The 18,254-nt window shown below is 61.1% G+C and carries 17 protein-coding genes; 5 read left to right on the top strand and 12 right to left on the bottom strand.

All coding sequences use genetic code 11. The features are described from left to right. Positions 1 to 44 precede the first annotated feature (44 nt). The 8 genes from RRF64_RS16025 to RRF64_RS15990 all read right to left on the bottom strand — a co-directional run bounded on the left by RRF64_RS16025 (position 45) and on the right by RRF64_RS15990 (position 9,620). Positions 45 to 1,127: a vWA domain-containing protein gene (locus tag RRF64_RS16025; RefSeq protein WP_323846920.1), complete on the bottom strand. Its 1,083-nt coding sequence runs from the start codon at positions 1,125 to 1,127 to the stop codon at positions 45 to 47. After that, the gene (locus RRF64_RS16020) at positions 1,117 to 2,421 is read right to left on the bottom strand and encodes a hypothetical protein (RefSeq protein ID WP_323846919.1); all 1,305 of its coding nucleotides are present in this window, start codon (positions 2,419 to 2,421) and stop codon (positions 1,117 to 1,119) included. The genes RRF64_RS16025 and RRF64_RS16020 overlap by 11 nt, the downstream gene beginning before the upstream one ends. A 69-nt stretch (positions 2,422 to 2,490) precedes the next feature. Then, positions 2,491 to 3,285: a MotA/TolQ/ExbB proton channel family protein gene (locus RRF64_RS16015; protein WP_323846918.1), complete on the bottom strand. Its 795-nt coding sequence runs from the start codon at positions 3,283 to 3,285 to the stop codon at positions 2,491 to 2,493. Positions 3,286 to 3,312: 27 nt separating this feature from the next. Next, the gene (locus RRF64_RS16010) at positions 3,313 to 3,528 is read right to left on the bottom strand and encodes a hypothetical protein (protein ID WP_323846917.1); all 216 of its coding nucleotides are present in this window, start codon (positions 3,526 to 3,528) and stop codon (positions 3,313 to 3,315) included. Positions 3,529 to 3,538: 10 nt separating this feature from the next. Beyond that, positions 3,539 to 5,629 (bottom strand): PEGA domain-containing protein, encoded by a 2,091-nt coding sequence (locus RRF64_RS16005; RefSeq protein WP_323846916.1) that lies wholly within the window; start codon positions 5,627 to 5,629, stop codon positions 3,539 to 3,541. A gap of 285 nt (positions 5,630 to 5,914) precedes the next feature. Then, on the bottom strand, positions 5,915 to 7,471 hold the full coding sequence (locus RRF64_RS16000; protein ID WP_323846915.1) for a hypothetical protein: 1,557 nt from the start codon (positions 7,469 to 7,471) through the stop codon (positions 5,915 to 5,917). 122 nt (positions 7,472 to 7,593) lie between these two features. Next, positions 7,594 to 8,820 carry a hypothetical protein gene (locus RRF64_RS15995; RefSeq protein ID WP_323846914.1) on the bottom strand — a complete coding sequence of 409 codons (1,227 nt, stop codon included), beginning with the start codon at positions 8,818 to 8,820 and terminating at the stop codon, positions 7,594 to 7,596. A 17-nt stretch (positions 8,821 to 8,837) separates the two neighbouring features. After that, positions 8,838 to 9,620 carry a hypothetical protein gene (locus RRF64_RS15990; protein WP_323846913.1) on the bottom strand — a complete coding sequence of 261 codons (783 nt, stop codon included), beginning with the start codon at positions 9,618 to 9,620 and terminating at the stop codon, positions 8,838 to 8,840. Between RRF64_RS15990 and RRF64_RS15985 the strand changes: the two genes are divergently transcribed. Further along, a complete protein-coding gene (locus RRF64_RS15985) occupies positions 9,619 to 9,927 on the top strand; it encodes a hypothetical protein (RefSeq protein ID WP_323846912.1) in 309 nt (102 codons plus the stop codon). The genes RRF64_RS15990 and RRF64_RS15985 overlap by 2 nt on opposite strands. 309 nt (positions 9,928 to 10,236) lie before the next feature. Here RRF64_RS15985 and RRF64_RS15980 read toward each other — a convergent pair whose 3' ends face one another. Next, the gene (locus RRF64_RS15980; protein WP_323846911.1) at positions 10,237 to 11,538 is read right to left on the bottom strand and encodes an energy transducer TonB; all 1,302 of its coding nucleotides are present in this window, start codon (positions 11,536 to 11,538) and stop codon (positions 10,237 to 10,239) included. A 692-nt stretch (positions 11,539 to 12,230) separates the two neighbouring features. Here RRF64_RS15980 and RRF64_RS15975 point away from each other — a divergent pair. Then, positions 12,231 to 13,301: a branched-chain amino acid aminotransferase gene (locus tag RRF64_RS15975; protein WP_323846910.1), complete on the top strand. Its 1,071-nt coding sequence runs from the start codon at positions 12,231 to 12,233 to the stop codon at positions 13,299 to 13,301. A 523-nt stretch (positions 13,302 to 13,824) separates the two neighbouring features. Continuing rightward, positions 13,825 to 14,421, top strand: a complete 597-nt coding sequence (locus RRF64_RS15970) for a Yip1 family protein (protein ID WP_323846909.1) — start codon at positions 13,825 to 13,827, stop codon at positions 14,419 to 14,421. A 71-nt stretch (positions 14,422 to 14,492) separates the two neighbouring features. Here the strand turns inward: RRF64_RS15970 and RRF64_RS15965 are convergent, their stop codons facing one another. Continuing rightward, positions 14,493 to 14,975 (bottom strand): hypothetical protein, encoded by a 483-nt coding sequence (locus RRF64_RS15965; protein ID WP_323846908.1) that lies wholly within the window; start codon positions 14,973 to 14,975, stop codon positions 14,493 to 14,495. Between the two features lie 225 nt (positions 14,976 to 15,200). Between RRF64_RS15965 and RRF64_RS15960 the strand changes: the two genes are divergently transcribed. Together RRF64_RS15960 and RRF64_RS15955 are read left to right on the top strand one after the other, a co-directional pair. Then, on the top strand, positions 15,201 to 16,526 hold the full coding sequence (locus RRF64_RS15960; protein ID WP_323846907.1) for a parallel beta-helix domain-containing protein: 1,326 nt from the start codon (positions 15,201 to 15,203) through the stop codon (positions 16,524 to 16,526). Then, positions 16,519 to 17,661, top strand: a complete 1,143-nt coding sequence (locus RRF64_RS15955; RefSeq protein WP_323846906.1) for an SO2930 family diheme c-type cytochrome — start codon at positions 16,519 to 16,521, stop codon at positions 17,659 to 17,661. The genes RRF64_RS15960 and RRF64_RS15955 overlap by 8 nt, the downstream gene beginning before the upstream one ends. 47 nt (positions 17,662 to 17,708) lie before the next feature. Here the strand turns inward: RRF64_RS15955 and RRF64_RS15950 are convergent, their stop codons facing one another. Together RRF64_RS15950 and RRF64_RS15945 are read right to left on the bottom strand one after the other, a co-directional pair. Continuing rightward, on the bottom strand, positions 17,709 to 17,960 hold the full coding sequence (locus RRF64_RS15950; RefSeq protein ID WP_323846905.1) for a hypothetical protein: 252 nt from the start codon (positions 17,958 to 17,960) through the stop codon (positions 17,709 to 17,711). A gap of 8 nt (positions 17,961 to 17,968) precedes the next feature. Beyond that, on the bottom strand, positions 17,969 to 18,229 hold the full coding sequence (locus tag RRF64_RS15945; protein WP_323846904.1) for a transglycosylase SLT domain-containing protein: 261 nt from the start codon (positions 18,227 to 18,229) through the stop codon (positions 17,969 to 17,971). Positions 18,230 to 18,254 lie beyond the last annotated feature (25 nt).

Raw genomic sequence — 18,254 nt, 5'->3', positions numbered from 1 at the left:
GGCCACCTCCAGCCACTCGCTCGTGACGATTTCTAGATGTGCCCTCACGGCCAGTCCCTCGAAGGTGCAAGGAAGGAGCCCTGGGTTTCCATGGCGAGCTTCCAGAACTCGCTGGCCGCGAAGGGATCACCCTCCATCGGGGCGAGAATCACGTTGATGGGTACATTCTTCGGCAGGACTTTCACCGCGCGCTGGAACAGTTCGCGCCTATCCCTGCCGGAGATGGTGGTACCGCGGGGCTTTTTCATGCCCTGGGTGGGCAGGCCATCGGTGATCAGGATGATATTGTCCGGCAGCGGTGACATGGCATTGATGGCATTGAATACCCGCTCCAGGCTGGTGCCGTTTTCCGGCACGATCTTGTCCAGCTCTTTGATCGCCTGGTCCAGTTGATCGCGGTCGTCGACATTCAGCCAGCGATCCTCGGTGCCGGCGATGGCGGCGCGAAAACTGGTGTTGAAGGTATAGATCTGGTACTGGCTGTCCTGCGGAAACTGTGCGGTCAACCAGGAAACCGTATTGACTGCGCGGCGCCATTTTTCCGTTTCCCGCTTGACCCGCGATGACATATTGCGGGTGCGGATCACCTTGATCAGCTCGTCGCCCAGCATGCTGGCGGAAGCGTCGAGCAGTATCAGAATGCGTTCGCCACCCAGGCGCAGGCCGGTCAGGTACTGGCGATCGCCGTCGCCGACGAACTTGCGCACATTGTTGCCGAGTTTCTTGTTTTCCTCCTCCAGCTCCTTCTTGGCCTGCTCGAGCTTCTTCAGCTTGTCCTGCAGGCGCTGGATATCTTCCTCCTCGTCGCTGCTGTCGATTTCGGCAATATTGCCCTTGATCGCATCTATCTGCTCAATGATGCGGCGCGCCAGGCCCTGGGCTTCGGCCAGTTCATCACTGGTGACGTCCAGGGTATTGCGGGCCAATACCAGGTGTTCACGGCCGAATTCCACCTCCTCCTGGAGCAGGTTGACTTCCGCCGCCAGATCCTGGGTCTCGGTTTCAATCTCGTGATCAGAGCCGTGCTTGATGATCAGAAAGATCAGCGCCACGGCGCCGAAACCGCAGGACATAATGTCGAGAAACGACAGGCTGAAAGTGGAAAACCGACGTTTCTTACGCGCCATACTGCTCCACGCTGATTGCGGTAATGACTTCGTCGAAATCCGCAATTCCAATCCTGTCACCGGCGCTGAGGTTGACCGGTGCGGCAATCTCCTCGCCGTTCAGCATAAAGCGGGTGCCGGCGTCCACGCGCAGGGCCAGCCTGCCGGCGTGGCTGGTTATCGTTGCCGCGGGGTGTTCCGGCGGTGTCGGTGTAATGCTGAACTTGCCTGCCTGCCAGAAGACGAACAGCGGTTGCTGCGCCGCCAGGGCCCGGTGGCCGAACAACAGATGGGTTGCCGCGGCTTCGGTGGCGCTGTGCACCTGGATGGCCACTTCATTGGCCGGAGCTGCACTCAGGGCGTTGACCAGGCGCAGCGCCGAGGTCTCGCTGTGAATTTCCGACCAGCGCTTGGCCACTGCCAGGGCGACGCAGTTGTGCGGCAGCAGATGGATGCGCTCGGCCAGCTGGGCGCCGCCCGGAATCTCAGCCCAGCGGTGGGAGACGAAAACCACACTGCCGGTACCGGCGAGGTTATCCAGCATGGCGCGGACCCGCGACAGTATGGGCGCGCTGGCATCCTGCAGCTGGCGGAGGCTGACTTTCGCTGTGCGGTCCTCCAGTTCTGCCAGGACTTCGCCCTGGCGCATGGCGCGGTTGACCCACTGTGGCATCAGGTCATAGAGCTGCTGCTCCGCCTCGGCGGAGTGCAGCGGGTCGAAGCGGCACTGCATGATAAAGGCGTCGGTGAATACCCGGGCCCAGGCATCCTGGAAATTCTGCAGCCCGGCGTCGTTCACCGTTTCCGCAAGATCCAGGGTGGCGTGTTCGTGGACTGCTACGCGGCTGACCAGGGTCTGCTGTAGCTGAAGTTCGACATGCAGGTGAACGCCGCGGGGAGCCAGGTTGCTGATGCAGGCGGTGGCCGCGTCCACTAGTCCCACGGCTTGGATAGGGCTCTCGTTGATGATGCCGAGTAAGAGCGCCAGCTGTTCGCGGGTGAAATTGCCCGGAACCGCCAGCATGACTTCACCGGGCAGGTCGCAGTGTTCAGAGATTTCCTGCAGGTGGCAGTAAGCCAGGTCGGCGTGGTGGCGGCAGCGGTTGTTCTCGGACTTCAGCGACTCGAGACTCAGCCGGCGCCAGAACTGGTTGTTCACGCGGGTGGGGTGGCTGCGGGCTCGCATCAGTGCCGCGGTGCCGACCAGTATCTGTTGCGGTTCAATCACGGCGACGCCGGGGCTTTCCAGTACCTCATCCGTACCGACGAATACCCGCAGACCGCAATCATTGATTTCCAGGACGCCTTGTCCCATTTGTTCTTTCCTCTTGTGCAAATGACCGCAAGCGGTGATCTTTTCCCACGGGCTGCTAGTGAGGCGGCCCTAACTTACCTTCAGGAATCTCAGCAGATTCGTGTCACAGTAGTTTTGCGTATCCAGAACCAGGCGCTCCTGCATCAACTGCAACTGGTGGGTGAAAAACATGATGACGATACTGATTACCAGCGCGATAAAGGTGGAGTTGAAGGCCACGCCGAGGCTCACCGTGACTCCGGCGATGTCGCCTTCCACCGCGCGGTGCGCCTGCGACAATGCCTCGCCGATGCCGCGCACCGTGCCGATAAATCCGATCGATGGTATGGCCCAGGTGATGTAGCGCACCATGGCCAGCTCACTGTCTAAACGGTCGCCCTCGGTATCGCACACCTCCTTGACGGAGTTGGATACGGCGGCGACGTTTCTCGTCGAGCCGAATCGTTGCAATGCGGTCAGCAGTGCCCGCGGCAGCAGGAAATTGCGCTCTTCTTCCGGCAGCGCCTGTATCGGCCGCGACAGATCGCGGGCGTCTTCCGGCAATATCGGTGTGCCCTCGCTGACATTCAGCAGCGCCTTGTCCAGCAAGTGGCGCTCGCGCATGCTGCGGCGCGCCTTCAGACCCATGATGGCCATGGCCCAGAGCATCAGGACGAAGCAGGCCTCCTGTTCATAGTCGCGCATGACGATGTAGAGCGACCGCTGCTGGATATAGGTTTCCCCAGCGGCTTCCCGGGCCAGCTGTTCTTCGATCAGTGCATCCGCGTTTGGGCGGATAATGGCCACGTAAATGGCGTGCACCAGGATGATCGCACCGAGCAGCGCGAACAGCTGGAAGACAAAGTCGGAAGATTTGAATTTCATGATGGTGCTCTTGTTGATCTTCGCTGCCTAGATATCGACGGGATAGGACACCGACAGGTCCTCGGAGATTTCCTCCGAGGCCTTGTAGTCGTCGGCGTCAGATGTACCGGCCTGCGGATTGGGCTTGGCCTGCGCGACCTCTACCGGCTTTTCCTCGTGCTCCTGCGCCTCTTCGGCCTTTTCCTCGGCGGCAAGTGGCGTGGAGAAAAGTAAGAGTGCGAGAGTCAATACGGGCCATTGCATACGCTGCCTCCTAGTTCACCCAGCGCGCGACGCGGAAGCCGACATCGTTGCGCGGCTCGGCGCCGTAGTCGCGATAGGACAACCGCAGTTCCGTCAGGCCGGCGTGGCGCCAACTGGAACCGCGGATTACGTGATAGTCGCCATCCTGGGGGCCGACCGGGTTTTCCTCCCGGCGCATCGAGAGGCCGGTGCCGATGGTGTACAGGTCGTGTATCCACTCGGATACGTTGCCGCCGAGATCGAAGATGCCGAGGCCGTTGGCACTGTAGCTGGCCACCGGTGCGGTGGCAGCGTAGCGGTCGCTGTAGGTGCGCAGTACTGCCGGTACCAGCTGGGCGGCGTGGTTGTCGGCGTAGTTACCGGAGTTGCTTCTGACCGGAAGATCGTTGCCCCAGGGAAACTTGCGCATGGAGCCCTGATCGAAGCGCGCGGCCCAGGCCCATTCGGCTTCGGTGGGCAGCCGGTAGCCGTTGGCGCCGGCGTCGAAGCCGATAACGCGGTCCCGCTCGGTCAGGTAGACGGGATTCAGGCCATCCCGTTCACTCAGCCAGTTGCAGAACAGCGCGGCGTCGGCCCAGCTGACGTTGACTACCGGCAGGTCGTCGTTGTCCAGGCTGACGCCATTGACGTGGCTCGAACTGTGCGCCCGCTGGTAGCGGCGGTACTCGCGGTTGGTGACTTCGGTGGTTCCCAGGTAGAAGGCGCGGGTCAGGGAGATCTGCCGCAGCACTTCGTTGGCCCGGCGGCCCTGCTCGCGGCGCGATGAACCCATGGTGAATTGCGCATTGGGTCGCATCAGTTTCATGTTGCCACCAGCGGGGTGGCTGATTTCGGCGGGTATATTGCTCCAGCGCGCCTGCTCGGCAGTGAGCAGCACGGCGCGGATGGTCTGCTCCAGTTTGGCGCTGGGCACCACGCTGGTTTCGTAATCTTCAAAGCCCTGTTTGCGGACGAGGATGCTGTGGCTGCGCGCGGGCAGATTGAACGTCTCGCCGGTGGAGCCCGCCAGCCGGCCGTCGATATAAACCTGGGCGTCATCTGGGCTGCTGGTTATGCGCACCCGGCCGTAAACCGCGTTCAAGTTGATATTCAAGTCCCGCTCAACACCTGCGCCGATATCGACGGTGCGCTCTACCGACGCGTAGCCGTCTTTGAAGAAGCGCAGCCGATGTTCGCCGCCAGGGGACAGTTCCAGTTCCAGCGGGGTATGGCCGCGAAATTCACCGTCTACGGTCACACCGGCGCCCTCGGGTGTACTCACAACGCGCAGCAAGCCGTCGGCAGCGCTGAGGTCTACCGGGGCCAGCGACTGGTCCACGCCGGCGGTAACGGCCACGGGAATTTCGACCGTCTTGTGTTGCGGCAGCGACAGGCTGACGACCCTGTCGCCCTGGATCAGCTCGGCATTCAGGGGCGTAGTCCCCAGTATTTCGCCTTCGACGGTGACAGTTGCCCCGGGCGGATTGCTGCTGATGCGCACGTTGGCCCAGGCGGGTCTGAGAGAGGCCTGCAGGCGCTGGGTATTGTCGAGGCCTTCAATCTCGATTTCTCTCGTAAAGGGCAGGTAGCGCTCGGTCACCACGGTGATGCGTTTCTGTCCGGCGGGAATATTTTTTGCCAGGCCATTGGCACTCGCCACTTCATTGCCGTTGACCAGGATGCGCACCGGCACCGGCGGGTCGCTGATGACTTGCAGATGACCCGGCAACTTTTCCAGGGTGACGGCATGGCGGCTGTGGCCGTCGGCGGTGACTTCCACCTCGCCGCTTTTCGGCAGGTAGCCGGTGGCGCTGATGGTGTAACTGTAGTGGCCGGGCAGGACCAGATGGCCGTCGCCGAGGCGCAGCGCGAGGCCGCTGACGCTGATATCGGCGTCGGCGGGCTTGGTTTCGAAAATCAGCGAGCGGGCGATCAGCAGATAGACCAGCGCGAACATTCCCAGGAGCAGGAATCCGGCAATGGTCAGCGCGCGCGGCGACAGCAAAAGCTTCCTACCGCCGGATTCTACCTGTACTGGTGTGAAGCCGACGGGCTCAATGATGGAGAAGTCATCGTCTGCGCGATCATTACCGCGAACAGGTACCGCTTCCTTCGCTGTCATTTATGATTTCCTGATTACTGCGCACTTATCGATTTATCACAATTATAGTGGCGCCATTACCCTGGCGCTGCGCTGGACGAGCCGCCGCTGCCGATGCAGGCGCGGAAGCCTTCCACTGTGCACTACAGCTTAGCTTGCTGGCGTGATCCACATGGGTTTTGCGGAGTCGTTTGGCGCGAAAGTCTTCCTTTCGCGCTTACCACGGTGGCGTTTCTGTCCAGCTTTTACGCGTTTGCGAAAAACCGTACAGTGTTTGATCAACGCGCAGTTTCAAGGTTCGGGGGGCTAACTGTTATTGGCGCCGTTTATTTTTTCGGCGCACTGAATCACCACAGTCGGTGGTTCCTCGCCGGGCACGACGGTGAATTCACGTCTGACGTCGCGATATCCCTCGCGCGTACCGACGGCGGTATAGCGGCCGGGTTTGAGGGTGATTTCCCGCTGGTCGAAGTTGCCGAGCCGCCCCACGTGGTAGATGGTGACACTGGTACTGCGGTCAGACCGGAAGCGAACGGGCAGTGGTATCAGAGCCTTGGTGAGCGCATTCTCCAGGTCTTCGATCTGCTGCACCAGGCGCGGAGTATCTTCATTGAGCCCGCGGGCGTCGGCGAGTACCTGGCGGGCAAACTGGTTGCGCTTGCCGTTACCGAGCGTCAGCGGATCCTCCAGCAATCCCTTCAGCTGATCATCCAGTTGTGCCCTGGCTTCGCTGCGCGCCTTGCCGGTGATGGCGGCAACCAGGCTGCCGTCCTTTTCGACCAGCGCGCTGTAGCTCTTCAGAGCGCCGTGCCAGTCCTCCGCCTGTTCCTGGTGACGGGCGCGTGTGAACAGCTGGTCGATGTGAAGCTGCTCGGCGCCGTTACTGGCCTGCTGCAGACCTATGCCGGGCTCCTCGGCGCCGGGCTTGAGTTTGCGGGCGCGTGCGAAGGCTTCTTTTGCCGCGTTAAAGTCGCTCTCGGCGATGGCGGCGTAGCCCGCGGACATGGCTTCGCTGTAATCCCGCTCGGTAATCGCGTTCAGTACCTTGGGCAGCAGCTCGATGGCGGGGCGGGTTTCCGGGTCTGCGGCCAGGGACTGCTGTAGTTCCTCGCGTGCGGTGTTGAGGTCACCCTCGGCGAATGCCTCTTTGCCATTGGTGAAGTGCTGCCAGGCCTCCGGCAATTTTTCCGACCGCGCCTTGCCCTTGACGCCTCTGGGGTGATCTTCGGAAATCGTGAGCACCATGTCGAAGGCTTCGTGCGCCGCCGCGGCGTCGCCGATATCCAGGGCGTGATGGCCTTCCGTCAGGTGTTTTTCAATGCGGGCCAGAATGCCGTCGCGCAACTGCTGGAGTGTGGTGAGGGACTCCCGGTATTTTTCCAGGGCCTGCGTGAAGCGCCGTTGCCGGTATATGCCATCGGCTTCCTCCGCCAGTGCCTGAGCGGCGGAAAAGGCTTCATTGGCCCAGGTTTCGATTTTGCGCTCCTGCAGTTCCTCCTTCAGCACGAGGATTTCCTGCAGGGTTTTCTGCACGTTGCGGCGCTGTTGGGCGATTTCCGCATCGCTGTATGGGGAAGCCTGGATCTGGGGCGTCACCGCATCCTCAGCGCCTGTGCCAGCGGTGCCCGGCAGGCGCGGCTGCGGCTTCTCCACCACCTGTGGCAATAGCCAGAAAACCCCGATAACGCCGAGCAGCAGCAGCGATCCGATGGCCGCCGCCTGGTATTTGGAATTTCCCGAACTTTTTGGCTTCGCTGACGGCGCGGCCTGCGATTTTTGTTGTTGCGTCCTCTCACCACCGAAACTGAAATCGGCGGGTTGAATCGGCGTAATGTCTTCCGGTGATTGGTCGCGGTGTTGCATGGTGACTCCGCTGGGGTGTGTTATTTTCAACAGTGTCTGAACAGAGGGCGCTGCGCCGGAGCAAATTGGAGCGGGCACCGGGATCCTGTCCGGTGTCCTCCATGCGCAGGTTCCCGCCGCGGTCAGATACTAGTTTCCAGAGCGCCGGTTTCCGCTTCGTAGATTTCCTTCAATATTTCGCGCCACTGACGGTACTGGTTTTCCACGGTGCCACTCAGGGTTACTGTGCGGTCTTCGAGCTCGACAATCTGCGGTTCTACCTCCGCCTCCATGGAGTCACCCAGTTCCTGCAGCGCTTCTATGTGCATTTTCGCTTCGCTGCGTCGATCAAAGCCGCTCTTGATCAGGTAGCCGCCGCCGGCTATGCCTACCTGTCCCGCCGCGCGGGCGCTGCCGGCACCGGCGCCGGCAGCAGCGATGCCGCCGATGATAGCCGCGGCCCCCATAATGGTGTGATTGCGCGCTTTGCGTTTCAGTTCGCGCATCTGTTTCACCTCGTCGTAACTCATGGCGCGCCACTCCTGATAGGGGGATTCCATGGACTTGACGAAGGTGCCGTAGTAGCCCTGCAATGTATCCACAAAGAGATAGTCGCGTTCGCGGATGCGGCGCACGCGCTGCAGCATCGGGTCGCCCTCCGCCGGCAGTGCGCTCAAGTAGTAGATGCCGTCTTCATTCTGGTTTAGATAGCGGCTGAAGGCGTCGGGGGAGAAGCTGCGGGCAAAGCGCATTTCCGAGATGGTGCGCAGTTCGGCGATCTGCCGGTCAGACAGTTTTTGCCGGTAGATGAGCATGTCATTGGCAATGCTGTTGTAGATGCCCTGGAAAGCATCGCCTTCGGTCGGGTGCTTGCGATCGTAGGCGTAATGGGAAGCCTGTTCCGAATACTGCTTGGTAAACCAGCGCTGGCCGCGGGAATCGGTGACAGTGACATCGACTGTCAGGGTTTCGCCATCGGACTGCACGATGCGGCCGGTCACGGTGATATCGATGTTGGTGCGCTCGGACGGAATCACCCGCACCGCCCCCCAGCCCTGACTGGACTGAAGGGAATTTGCCAGGGTTACGGCAATGTAACGGGATTCGGCCTGGCGCAGTTCCGGGAACACCAGTTCATCCTCATCGACCTCCGCAGTGTCTAGGCCCGGGTCGAATTGCACTATGCCCACGTCGAGCAGTCGCTCTTCCGGAATGTTGGCGTCCTCAACCGTGAGCGGAGTAAACGCGGTGGTGCGGACTTCGGTAGTAGTACAGGCGCCGATCGCCAGGAACAACAGCAGCAGCAGGCCGCGTCTGAAAAGACCTTGGCCAACCCGGTGGTTGCAATGAAATCTGCTGGAACAAAACATACGGACTTCCTCTGCTGTCATTTCTGTGCGTTTTTATATTTCCGATATTCTTCCCACAGCTTCTCCCGCAACTCGGGATCCGATTCCCGTGTGGCGGCCTCGCGGATCTGCCGTGCAACCACGTCGTCGTCGTTGCCATTGGGAATATCGGCGGGAACGACGGCTGCGGAGTTGGTGTGATCATACTCACCCTTGCGTCCAGCAGTCGGCAGTCCCGGGCCCGTAGCCTGGCCACTGGAATTGTTCTGCTCCGGGCCGCTGCCGCCCTCGGCACCGCCCCCGGGAGGCGGTGGAATTTCCGCTTCGGCGGATTCGATCAGATCCTCCAGGGATTCGCCGGGAGGCGCTTCGTCCATGGCCTCTTCGCCGTCCTCGCCTGCAGAGCTGGGGCGGTTGCGGACATAGTCCCGCTCGCGCAGGATCATGCCGTCGTAGCTGGCCATGGTGGAGTCGAACTGTCCTTCGAGGTCCGCCACCCGCTCGGCGGTCGTGGCGGGAGCCTCATTGGGCGCGCTGCCCCCACGGGAGGGACTGCCGGCACTGTTGCCGGATTGTGCCGCGGCCGATTTATTGGCCGCCGAGGCGCTGCTCGAAGACGAGCTGCTCGAAGATGAGCTGCTCGACGAAGTACTGCTGGAGGAGGCGGATTGCTCTTCCTCCGAAAAATCGACCTCATCCGGCGGTTCGCCCTGACTGTCGGTGGACGGATCCGGCGGCATGCGGCTGTCTTCCGGGCGCCGGTCGGATTCGCTGTACACCGGCGTCGGCGGATTGCGGCTGCGCGCACTAGGGTCGGGCATGCTGTCGCTGGCAGAGCTGCTGCGCTGCGAGGATTCTTCGCCGCTGGAGGAAGAACTGGCAGTGCTACTGGACCGGGGCCCGGATTCTATGCTCGGCATGTCCATGCTCGGACGGCTGCTGGTGCTGCCGGGCATGCCCTGGCTCGGCTGTCTGGACGAGCTGCTGGACGGCATGCCGCTGCTCGCGGTCTGCGGCTGGCTGCGGCTCGAGGAGCTGCTGCTCGATGATGAACTCGATTGCGATTGGGATGGCGAGCTGGACGAGGATTGCGACGGCTGGGCCGGCGGCTGCGACTGGGTCTGCTGACTCTTGCAACCGACCATGGCGGCGCTCAATACAGTGGCCGAGACCAGTGTGCGCCAGCCGATACCCTGGCGTATCTCTGTGAGTACCGCTTTCCGTAGTGTCATTGTGTCTCTCCTGAGGCGCCCCGCGGGCGCTGTCGGGCATTTGGGGTTGCGGTGAAAGCCGAGTGGGCACCCGGCCCGCTCGGCTGTATTACGCGGCTGCGAAGGTTTGCCTTCCAGCAGCCTGTTTAACGATTCGACAGCGACTGTTATCCGGGGTTTGTTGTCGCTGTTCTCAGAAGCGCCAGAATCGCCCATTCCGTGCGTTTCAGTCGAAAACGAATCTCTGCACTACACCTACCGTCTCGACCGGTTCGCCATTCTCGAAGCGCGGGCGAAACTTGGCGCGCTTCAGGATATTGCGCACCCGTGATCGAATGCTGACCCTATCCTCAGGGTAGGCGTTCAGTATCTGGATATTGCGCGCCTTGCCAAACGCGGTGACATCGTAAGAAACGGTGACTTGGGATTCTGCCAGAGCTTCGCGATCCTCCTCCAGCATCGGCAGTGCCGGCAGCGCGGCGGGGCGCCCGAAGATATCGTCGATCTCCTGATTGGTCGCACCGTTGTCCCACAGCGCCTGGTAGGCCTCGCCGTAGGTTTCGCGCGCCGAGTGCCACTTGTTGAACATCATGTACCAGTCACCCAGTTCCACCTTGGCCTTGGCGGATGCCGCCGGCGGCGAGTGGGGATTCTTCTGGTAGACGTCGACGATGCGGGCGATGGCGTTTTTTCCGGAACTGAAGCTGTTCATGCGGTAGTGGTCCAGCTTGGTGCGCTGTGCCGCTTCCATGTTTCCGCCGCCACCGAAACTGGTATTGACGACCACCGGCTGCTGGGGCTCGCCATCATAGGTGAGGAGGTAGTAATTGGTGACCTTGAGACCGCGCAGGGCATCGACAAGGCGCAGATCATTGGCGCCGAAATTCTGCGTGATGATGTCCACCGCAAGTTTGTACAGGTCCGTAGCGCTGATCAGGTGCTCGAACAGTGTGCCACCTTTCTCCTCCACATAGGCCTGCAGGTGCCAGCGGCTCAGATTGTCGATGACCGGCAGCATGCGCGGGTCTTTCTCACCGTAGTTGCGCTCGTACAGCCAGTAGAGGTACTGCTGATTGTCGTTGGCATCCTCCCACTGGTTGAGCGCAATCTGGCTTTCGATCATGCGCTCGATCATGGGGATCTGGTTCAGCGAGTAGAGGCCCTCATTGACCCGGTTGATCAACATGGCCCGCCGGAATTCGCTGATAGCCTCTTCGTGGGAACCGGTACGTTGCAGGGCATTGGCCAAGCCGAGCAGCTGTTCGTCCATGCCGGCACCGTAGGCGCCGTGCTGGGCTTCCATATCTTCAATACGTTCGCGATAGTCGTCCACGACCTCGGACGGGCGCAGTTGTCGCTTGGTGGTTTGCAGGGGTTTTGAGGCCGCCTCAATAAAGGCTTCGGGTGGAGTGCTGGAATCTTCGACGACGGAGGCGCCAACTTCCGCGTAGGCGCTGCCACACAGCAGAGCTGTGGCTGTAAACATCAAGCCGATAGCAATGGAGTTGCTGATATCTGTCTGTGTCACGATTGAACCACTTCCGTTCCGTGTTTTGCTTCACCCGATTTCAGCAACTGCGCACTGGGCCAGCGTGCTTGAAAAGGCGGGCACTCTGTCCGCTTCGGTCGCGTGGCCGAGGGGACTGTCTCTCCTTGAAGTGTGGTTCTGTCACAATCCCTGACGGTGCCCGGGTGTGTTACTTCCGGCGACAGGTTGCTGGCCGTTGGTTTAGTTCCGCGTCACCAGCTGTGAAAACGCGCCTGGAGACTGTTGACCGGCTCCTTGGGTGCGTACCAGTGAGTATAGCTATCGCAATTCGCCTCCTGATGGCGATGGCGTGAATTTCGACGGTCGGATATCGGATTTGTGAACAGGTGCTGCACCACCAATTCGGTTTAGCAGCCTGGCGGCAATGGGAGACTGCTCCGACATAGATATAGGGCAAGCAGATGCCAAAAGTTTAGCGGCCGGTGTAAACAGGTGACGGCGGAGCAAAAACTGGTCGCAATTGAAACAGGGTGCAATGGTCGCCCCGTCAGTGGCTGTCGGCAAAATTGCGTGGCTGCGGCGCCAGGTCGGCAAAATGCGAAAGATTCATCCTAGCGATGTGGTTCTGAAGGCCATTGAGTTGCGCATAAGTCGCGCCGGGCGGGCGCTATATTTGGATTGCGGTGCGGCAAGCGCCATAATCAGCGCATTGGAATGAGAGGAGAATGCCGGTGAGCATCTACATAGATCCAGCCGTGGCGACCAGTCTGCGCGGATTTGAAATGCCCGAGAAACTGGGCTTTGGCGCTGTGATGGCGCCGGTAATGTTTCGCGCCGTTTGCCAGGACGGCTGCTGGAGCAGAGGTGAGCTGATCCCCTATGCCCCGCTGTCGCTGGACCCGGCAGCCAAGGTGCTGCACTACGCCCAGTCCTGCTTTGAAGGGATGAAGGCCTATCGGACTGCCGGTGGCGGCATCAGCCTGTTTCGCCCGGAGCGGAATGCGGCGCGCATGGCGCATTCCGCCGAGCGGCTCTGTATGCCACCGGTACCGGAAGCGCTGTTTATGGACGGCGTGCGCGCGGTGACCGCCTACTGTGCCAATCTGGTTCCGGCCACGAGTGGCGAGTCTCTTTACCTGCGCCCCTTCCTGATTGGCACCCAGGCAGATCTGACCGTATCTGCCAGCACCTCTTACGAGTTCTATGTGATCGCCAGTCCGTCCGAAGCCTATCACGCGGGCAATATGCGGCTGTGGGTGGAGCGCGAAGACTCGCGCGCCGCGGTGGGGGGGACCGGCGATGCGAAAGTGGGCGGCAACTACGCGGCTTCCCTGCTCAGTATCGCGCGGCTCAAGAAGCGCGGTTATGACCAGTCCCTGTGGCTGAGCCCGAGTGATCGCAAGGCGGTGGAAGAGCTGTCCGGCATGAACTTCTTTGCGGTTATCGGCGGAGAGTTGCACACGCCGGCGCTGACCGGTTCCATCCTCGAGGGTGTTACCCGCGATTCGCTGATCGACCTGGCCCGTGACCTCGGCTACACAGTAAACGAGCGCGCAATCGATATCGACGAGCTGCTGCGGCAGGTCGCGGAAGGCGCTTGCGAGGAAGCTTTCGCCTGCGGCACGGCGGCGATCGTCAGCCCGATCAGCGTTATCGGGGACGGCGGTGAGAATTATCAGCTGGCCCGGGCGCCGGGCCCGGTGGCAGAGCGTTTGAGGCAGGCGCTGCTGGATATCCAGGAAGGGCGTGGCGAAGACCGCTTCGGCTGGATGCATCCGGTAGAGCCGGTCAGCGTCGACTGATCTTGCGTTTATAGGTAGGAGTGGCCCATGGCCGCGATCGGACTTCCGGCAACTCCCGGATATCGATCGCGGCCATGGGCGGATGGCCGCCCCGCCGCTCCTACAAGGCGATTACTCTGTCCGTCGGGTTGATCGGTATCAATCTTTTTCCGGTAAATGTTTCTAGCAGAAACGCCACTGTCATCTTTTCCGCCAAGTTACTGACTTCCGTTGACTTGCACGACGGAAGTGCCTACAACTGACTCGTCACAAAAAGAAATGAACTGGAACTTAGGGAATGGCCTTTTAGCGGTATTCCTCATTTTGACAAGCAGTTACCAGATCAATTTGAGCAAGTTAGGAACCCCTGAAAAATGTAGCGAGCGGGTGGCTGGCGGCGGCCGCCGGAGCGCAGCAACCGGAACGTACTTCAGTACGTGAGGACTGCGAGCACCGCCGGACGTCGTCAGGCGCACGCGCAGTAGTTTTTCAGTGGTTCCGTAGGTCTCGCCCAAGGTTCCTCGCAGCGAGTGAGGAGAACGGGATGTTGATCCATATGTTCGGGCTGATGGTACAGCCGCGCCGGCAGTGGCAGCTCATCGGAAGCCTGTCGGAGAAGAACCTCCGCCGGCAAATCCCCTACGTTATTGTTTTGGCTCTGCTGCCGGCCCTGGCCTGGTATTTCGGCACCACCCGAGTGGGCTGGAGTGTCGGTGGCGGGGCGCCGGTGCGCATCACCAGTGACAGCGCCCTCGAGCTGGTGGCGGTGTTCTACTGCACCATGGTGCTGGCCGTGGTGGCTATCGGCTACTTTATCCACTGGATGGCCAAGACCTACGGCGCCAAGACCTATCCGATGAAGGGCATGGTGATCGCAGGCTTTACGGCTACGCCGATCTTTATCGCCGGGGTCGCGGGTTTCTATCCGCTGCTGTGGCTGGATATCCTGCTCGCCACTTTGGCGGTCGCCTACGCGGTTTATCTGCTGTATCTCGGCATTCCCATTGTGATGGGGGTGTCGGAGGAGCGCGGCTTCCTGTTTGCCAGTGCGATAGTGACCGTGTCCATGGTGGTAGCGGTCCTGGTGATGGTGGGGACTGTGCTGTTCTGGAGCTATGTCTCCGCGCCGGTATTCCACTGATCGGACCAGGGTCCTGATTCTTCTGCGGAGCGGCCGCTGGTCGCTTCCGCATTCCCTGTCGCAGGCGCCGGTCACGGCGTATAGCGATATTCCAGTTGATAGCCATTGGCCAGCTGCAATTGCTGCGCTGCGGCGCTGCCCCTGACCAGCTCGACTTCAAACAGCGCTTTGATGACCTGCCGCGGCTCGGTATCGATGCAGTGCACGCTCATCGCTGCGATGGCCTGATCCTCGCTGATTACCGAATGCTCCACTATCTGCAGCAGCAGGCTGTCGCCCTGCGCGATAAGCAGGTAGCCGGGCCCGCTGGCGAGGGGCAGGCGGTATTTCAGCGCGCCCCAGGGGCCGTTGCAGCGGATCGCCAGATACTCCTGCGGGGGCGTCTCGCCCGCTATAGTGCCGGACTCGAAGGATTCGAAGGCATCGCCGAGCTGCTGCTGCGCCTGGTAGCGGTGGCCGGCTGGAGTGACTATTTCGAGCGCAAGGGTTTCCAGTGCCTGGACGCCGGCACTCAGGCTGGCGGTGAGGGCTAGGAGCGGGATGCGGGGATTCATGGCAGCGCAGCTTGTCCTTGGCTACTACTTGCCCCCGACACTACAGGGCGTGGCGGCATCGGGCAAGCGTGGGTCCCAAAAGAGCCTTGATGCGCCCTGACCGATTGGCTAACATCGGTGTCGCTTGCAGCCAGGCATTTTTTGCGCGATTAAATTGGTACAATCGTACTTATTAGGGCTGCGACGCGCTGTTACGGGTCATAACTCGAATAAAAAGGAAACAACATGAAGACTGCAGCCCATAAGATCGGGATAGCGGGCGTGGCACTGGCTGCTGTACTGGCCGCGGCCTGTTCATCGGACAAGAAAGAGAGTCAGGCCGATCAGGGCCAGGCCGCCGCTTCCGCGGATTTCCAGAAGCAGCTGTTGAAGCAGCTGATCACGGCAAAGCCCGGCGATGTCATCGAACTGCCGGCCGGAAAGTTCCAGCTCAACCGCAGCCTGTCCCTGAACGTGGACGGCGTGACCATTCGCGGTGCCGGCATGGACAAGACCATCCTGTCCTTCAAAGACCAGATTCAGGGCGCCGAGGGCCTGCTGGTGAATGCGAGCAATTTCACCATCGAGGACCTGGCCATCGAGGACACCATCGGTGACGCCCTCAAGGTCAACGAGGGCGAGAACATCATCATCCGCAATATCCGCGTGGAGTGGACCAACGGCCCGGCCACCGAAAACGGCGCCTACGGCATCTACCCCGTGCAGACCAAAAATACGCTGGTGGAAGGTACCGTGGCGATCGGTGCGTCCGACGCGGGTATCTATGTGGGCCAGTCCCGGAATGTGATCGTGCGTAACAACCGCGCCGAGTACAACGTCGCCGGTATCGAGATCGAGAACACCATCGGTGCCGACGTGTACAACAACATTGCCACCAACAACACCGGCGGCATCCTCGTATTCAATATGCCCAACCTGCCGCAGCCGGGGCACAGCACGCGCGTGCACAACAACAGGATAATCGGCAACAACACGGAAAACTTCGGCCATGAGGGCACGCCGGTGGCCGCCGTTCCTGCCGGTTCCGGTGTCGTGATCAACTCCAACGACAACGTGGAAATCTTCAATAACGATATTGCCGATAACGACACCGCCAACGTGATCGTCAGCAGCTACTATATGGCCGGCTACTACAGCGACAAGTCGACCCAGGAAGCCTTCGATCCGTATCCGGAGGGCATCTACGTCTACGACAACCGTTTCAGTGGCGGCGGCAGCTCCCCCGACCACCTGGAACTGAAGGCGCTGAAACTGGCCAAGTTCGGCCTCAGTGGCAGCCTGCCGGACATCCTGTGGGACGGCGTCGTCGATGCGAAGAAAATGGTCGACGGCCAGGTGCCGGATGCGCTGAAGCTGTGTATCGATAACGGCGATGCCGGCATCATCAACGTCGATGCGTCCAACGACTACAAGAATATCTCCACCGATATCACACCGCACAAGTGCAGTCTGAAAAAGCTGCCGCAAATCGTGCTGGACTTTGACCAGCAAGAGGACCAGCCGGTGGACGGCGGGAGTGAAGTAGCAACAGTCGAGGCTGCCGATGCGTAAAATGATTTGGGGCGCGGTGCTGGCCCCAATTTTCGCGGCCGCGCTCAGCGGCTGCGACGCACCGCGGCAGCAGGTCACCGTTTACGAGCGCGACGCTGTGCCGGAGCGCCTGAGTGACTGGCATATCGTGGAAGTGATCGACGGCGAACTGACGCCAAACAGCGGCGTAACGCCGTACGATCTGAACACCGCACTCTTCACCGACTATGCGCACAAGCTGCGCACCGTGTGGATGCCGGCCGGCACTTCCGCAAAGTACGGTGACGAGCGCTTCGACTATCCCGTTGGCACGGTGCTGAGCAAGACTTTCTACTATCCGAAAGACGCGAGCGGCGCTGTGCTGCGCACCGACGACTACCGCAACGACTATGTCGAGGGCAGGGCGGGTGAGGCGCTGGACCTGGACAATGTGCGCCTGATGGAAACCCGCCTGCTGGTCAAGCGCGCGGACGGCTGGCAGGCGCTGCCCTATGTGTGGAACGCCGAGCAGACCGAGGCCACGCTGGAAATCGCCGGCGATGCCAGCCGTTTGCAGCTGGTAAGTGCCGCTGGTGATAGCTCCGCTTTTACTTATGTAGTGCCGGATGCGAACCAGTGCGCCGGCTGCCACGCCGACAACCACACGGAAAAATCCATCAAACCGCTCGGTCCGCGCGCGCGCCATCTGAACAAGGACTACGCCTACGCCAGCGGTGTGCAGAACCAGCTGCTGCACTGGCAGCAGATCGGCTACCTGAGTGATATGCCGGAGTTTGCCGCGATTCCGCGCAATGCCGATTACGCGGATACCGGCCTGCCGCTGGAGGAGCGCGCCCGCGCCTACCTGGACATCAACTGCGGCCACTGCCACAACCCGTCCGGGGCTGCGGACACTTCCGGGCTGATGCTGGCGCACAACGAAGAGGACCGTCGCCGCCTGGGGCTGTGCAAGCCGCCGGTAGCGGCCGGAACCGGCAGTGGCAACCGCCTGTTCGCGATAGTACCCGGCGAACCGGACAAGTCGATCCTGAATTTCCGTGTGGAATCCACCGATCCCGGTGCGATGATGCCGGAGCTGGGGCGCAGCCTGGTACACGAAGAGGGCACCGCATTGCTGCGCGAGTGGATCGCTTCCATGCCCGGCAGCTGTTCCTAAGCGAGCGCTCATTCATTACTGTAATGAGCGAAGGCCGGCCCACGTGTTTACTGCGGGCCGGCCTGCTGCGCCCCGCCTGAACCCGCCAAGTGCTCCGGAAATCGGCAGCGTGCTGAATCGTCGAGCAACCATTCCGGTGCGTAAGCGCAATTCAACCATCTGACGGCTTCCTGCTGCTTGCGGAAGGTATCCAGTAGCGCGGCGTAGGCGCGATAGCGCGACTCAATCTTGCGAACATAATCGTAGGACCCGCGCCCGCGCCCGCGCGCGTAGCCGTAGCGCGCCTTCTTGTAATACATGCGCTGCGCTAGCAGCAGTATCGCCTTGTCCACGTTGCCGAACTGGACCTTGCGGTCCCAGCCTTTTCCTCGGCCAGATCCTTGGCGTCGTAGACATGGCCGAGCCCGGCATTGTAGGAGGCGAGGGTAAACCCCATCATATTTTCCGGGCTGATACCCTTTTTCTCGCATTTCCGGTGCTGCCACTCCAGATGCTTCATCCCCGCGGGCACGCTGGTCTCCGGATCGAACAGGTTCGCCTCCCCGGCCTGCTTGCCGATGTCTGGCATTACTTGCATCAGCCCGCGGGCTTGA

Source organism: Microbulbifer magnicolonia, assembly GCF_035117725.1.
Taxonomy (GTDB): Bacteria; Pseudomonadota; Gammaproteobacteria; order Pseudomonadales; family Cellvibrionaceae; genus Microbulbifer; species Microbulbifer magnicolonia.
This window is presented reverse-complemented; position numbering and strand designations above follow the sequence as displayed.

What these genes read in the sequence shown, in the direction of transcription:
- RRF64_RS16025 (WP_323846920.1), bottom strand. Translation starts at nt 1,127, where the DNA reads ATGGCGCGTAAGAAACGTCGGTTTTCCACTTTCAGCCTGTCGTTTCTC.
- RRF64_RS16020 (WP_323846919.1), bottom strand. Translation starts at nt 2,421, where the DNA reads ATGGGACAAGGCGTCCTGGAAATCAATGATTGCGGTCTGCGGGTATTC.
- RRF64_RS16015 (WP_323846918.1), bottom strand. Translation starts at nt 3,285, where the DNA reads ATGAAATTCAAATCTTCCGACTTTGTCTTCCAGCTGTTCGCGCTGCTC.
- RRF64_RS16010 (WP_323846917.1), bottom strand. Translation starts at nt 3,528, where the DNA reads ATGCAATGGCCCGTATTGACTCTCGCACTCTTACTTTTCTCCACGCCA.
- RRF64_RS16005 (WP_323846916.1), bottom strand. Translation starts at nt 5,629, where the DNA reads ATGACAGCGAAGGAAGCGGTACCTGTTCGCGGTAATGATCGCGCAGAC.
- RRF64_RS16000 (WP_323846915.1), bottom strand. Translation starts at nt 7,471, where the DNA reads ATGCAACACCGCGACCAATCACCGGAAGACATTACGCCGATTCAACCC.
- RRF64_RS15995 (WP_323846914.1), bottom strand. Translation starts at nt 8,820, where the DNA reads ATGTTTTGTTCCAGCAGATTTCATTGCAACCACCGGGTTGGCCAAGGT.
- RRF64_RS15985 (WP_323846912.1), top strand. Translation starts at nt 9,619, where the DNA reads ATGCTGTCGCTGGCAGAGCTGCTGCGCTGCGAGGATTCTTCGCCGCTG.
- RRF64_RS15990 (WP_323846913.1), bottom strand. Translation starts at nt 9,620, where the DNA reads ATGCCCGACCCTAGTGCGCGCAGCCGCAATCCGCCGACGCCGGTGTAC.
- RRF64_RS15970 (WP_323846909.1), top strand. Translation starts at nt 13,825, where the DNA reads ATGTTGATCCATATGTTCGGGCTGATGGTACAGCCGCGCCGGCAGTGG.
- RRF64_RS15965 (WP_323846908.1), bottom strand. Translation starts at nt 14,975, where the DNA reads ATGAATCCCCGCATCCCGCTCCTAGCCCTCACCGCCAGCCTGAGTGCC.
- RRF64_RS15960 (WP_323846907.1), top strand. Translation starts at nt 15,201, where the DNA reads ATGAAGACTGCAGCCCATAAGATCGGGATAGCGGGCGTGGCACTGGCT.
- RRF64_RS15955 (WP_323846906.1), top strand. Translation starts at nt 16,519, where the DNA reads ATGCGTAAAATGATTTGGGGCGCGGTGCTGGCCCCAATTTTCGCGGCC.
- RRF64_RS15950 (WP_323846905.1), bottom strand. Translation starts at nt 17,960, where the DNA reads ATGTATTACAAGAAGGCGCGCTACGGCTACGCGCGCGGGCGCGGGCGC.
- RRF64_RS15945 (WP_323846904.1), bottom strand. Translation starts at nt 18,229, where the DNA reads ATGCCAGACATCGGCAAGCAGGCCGGGGAGGCGAACCTGTTCGATCCG.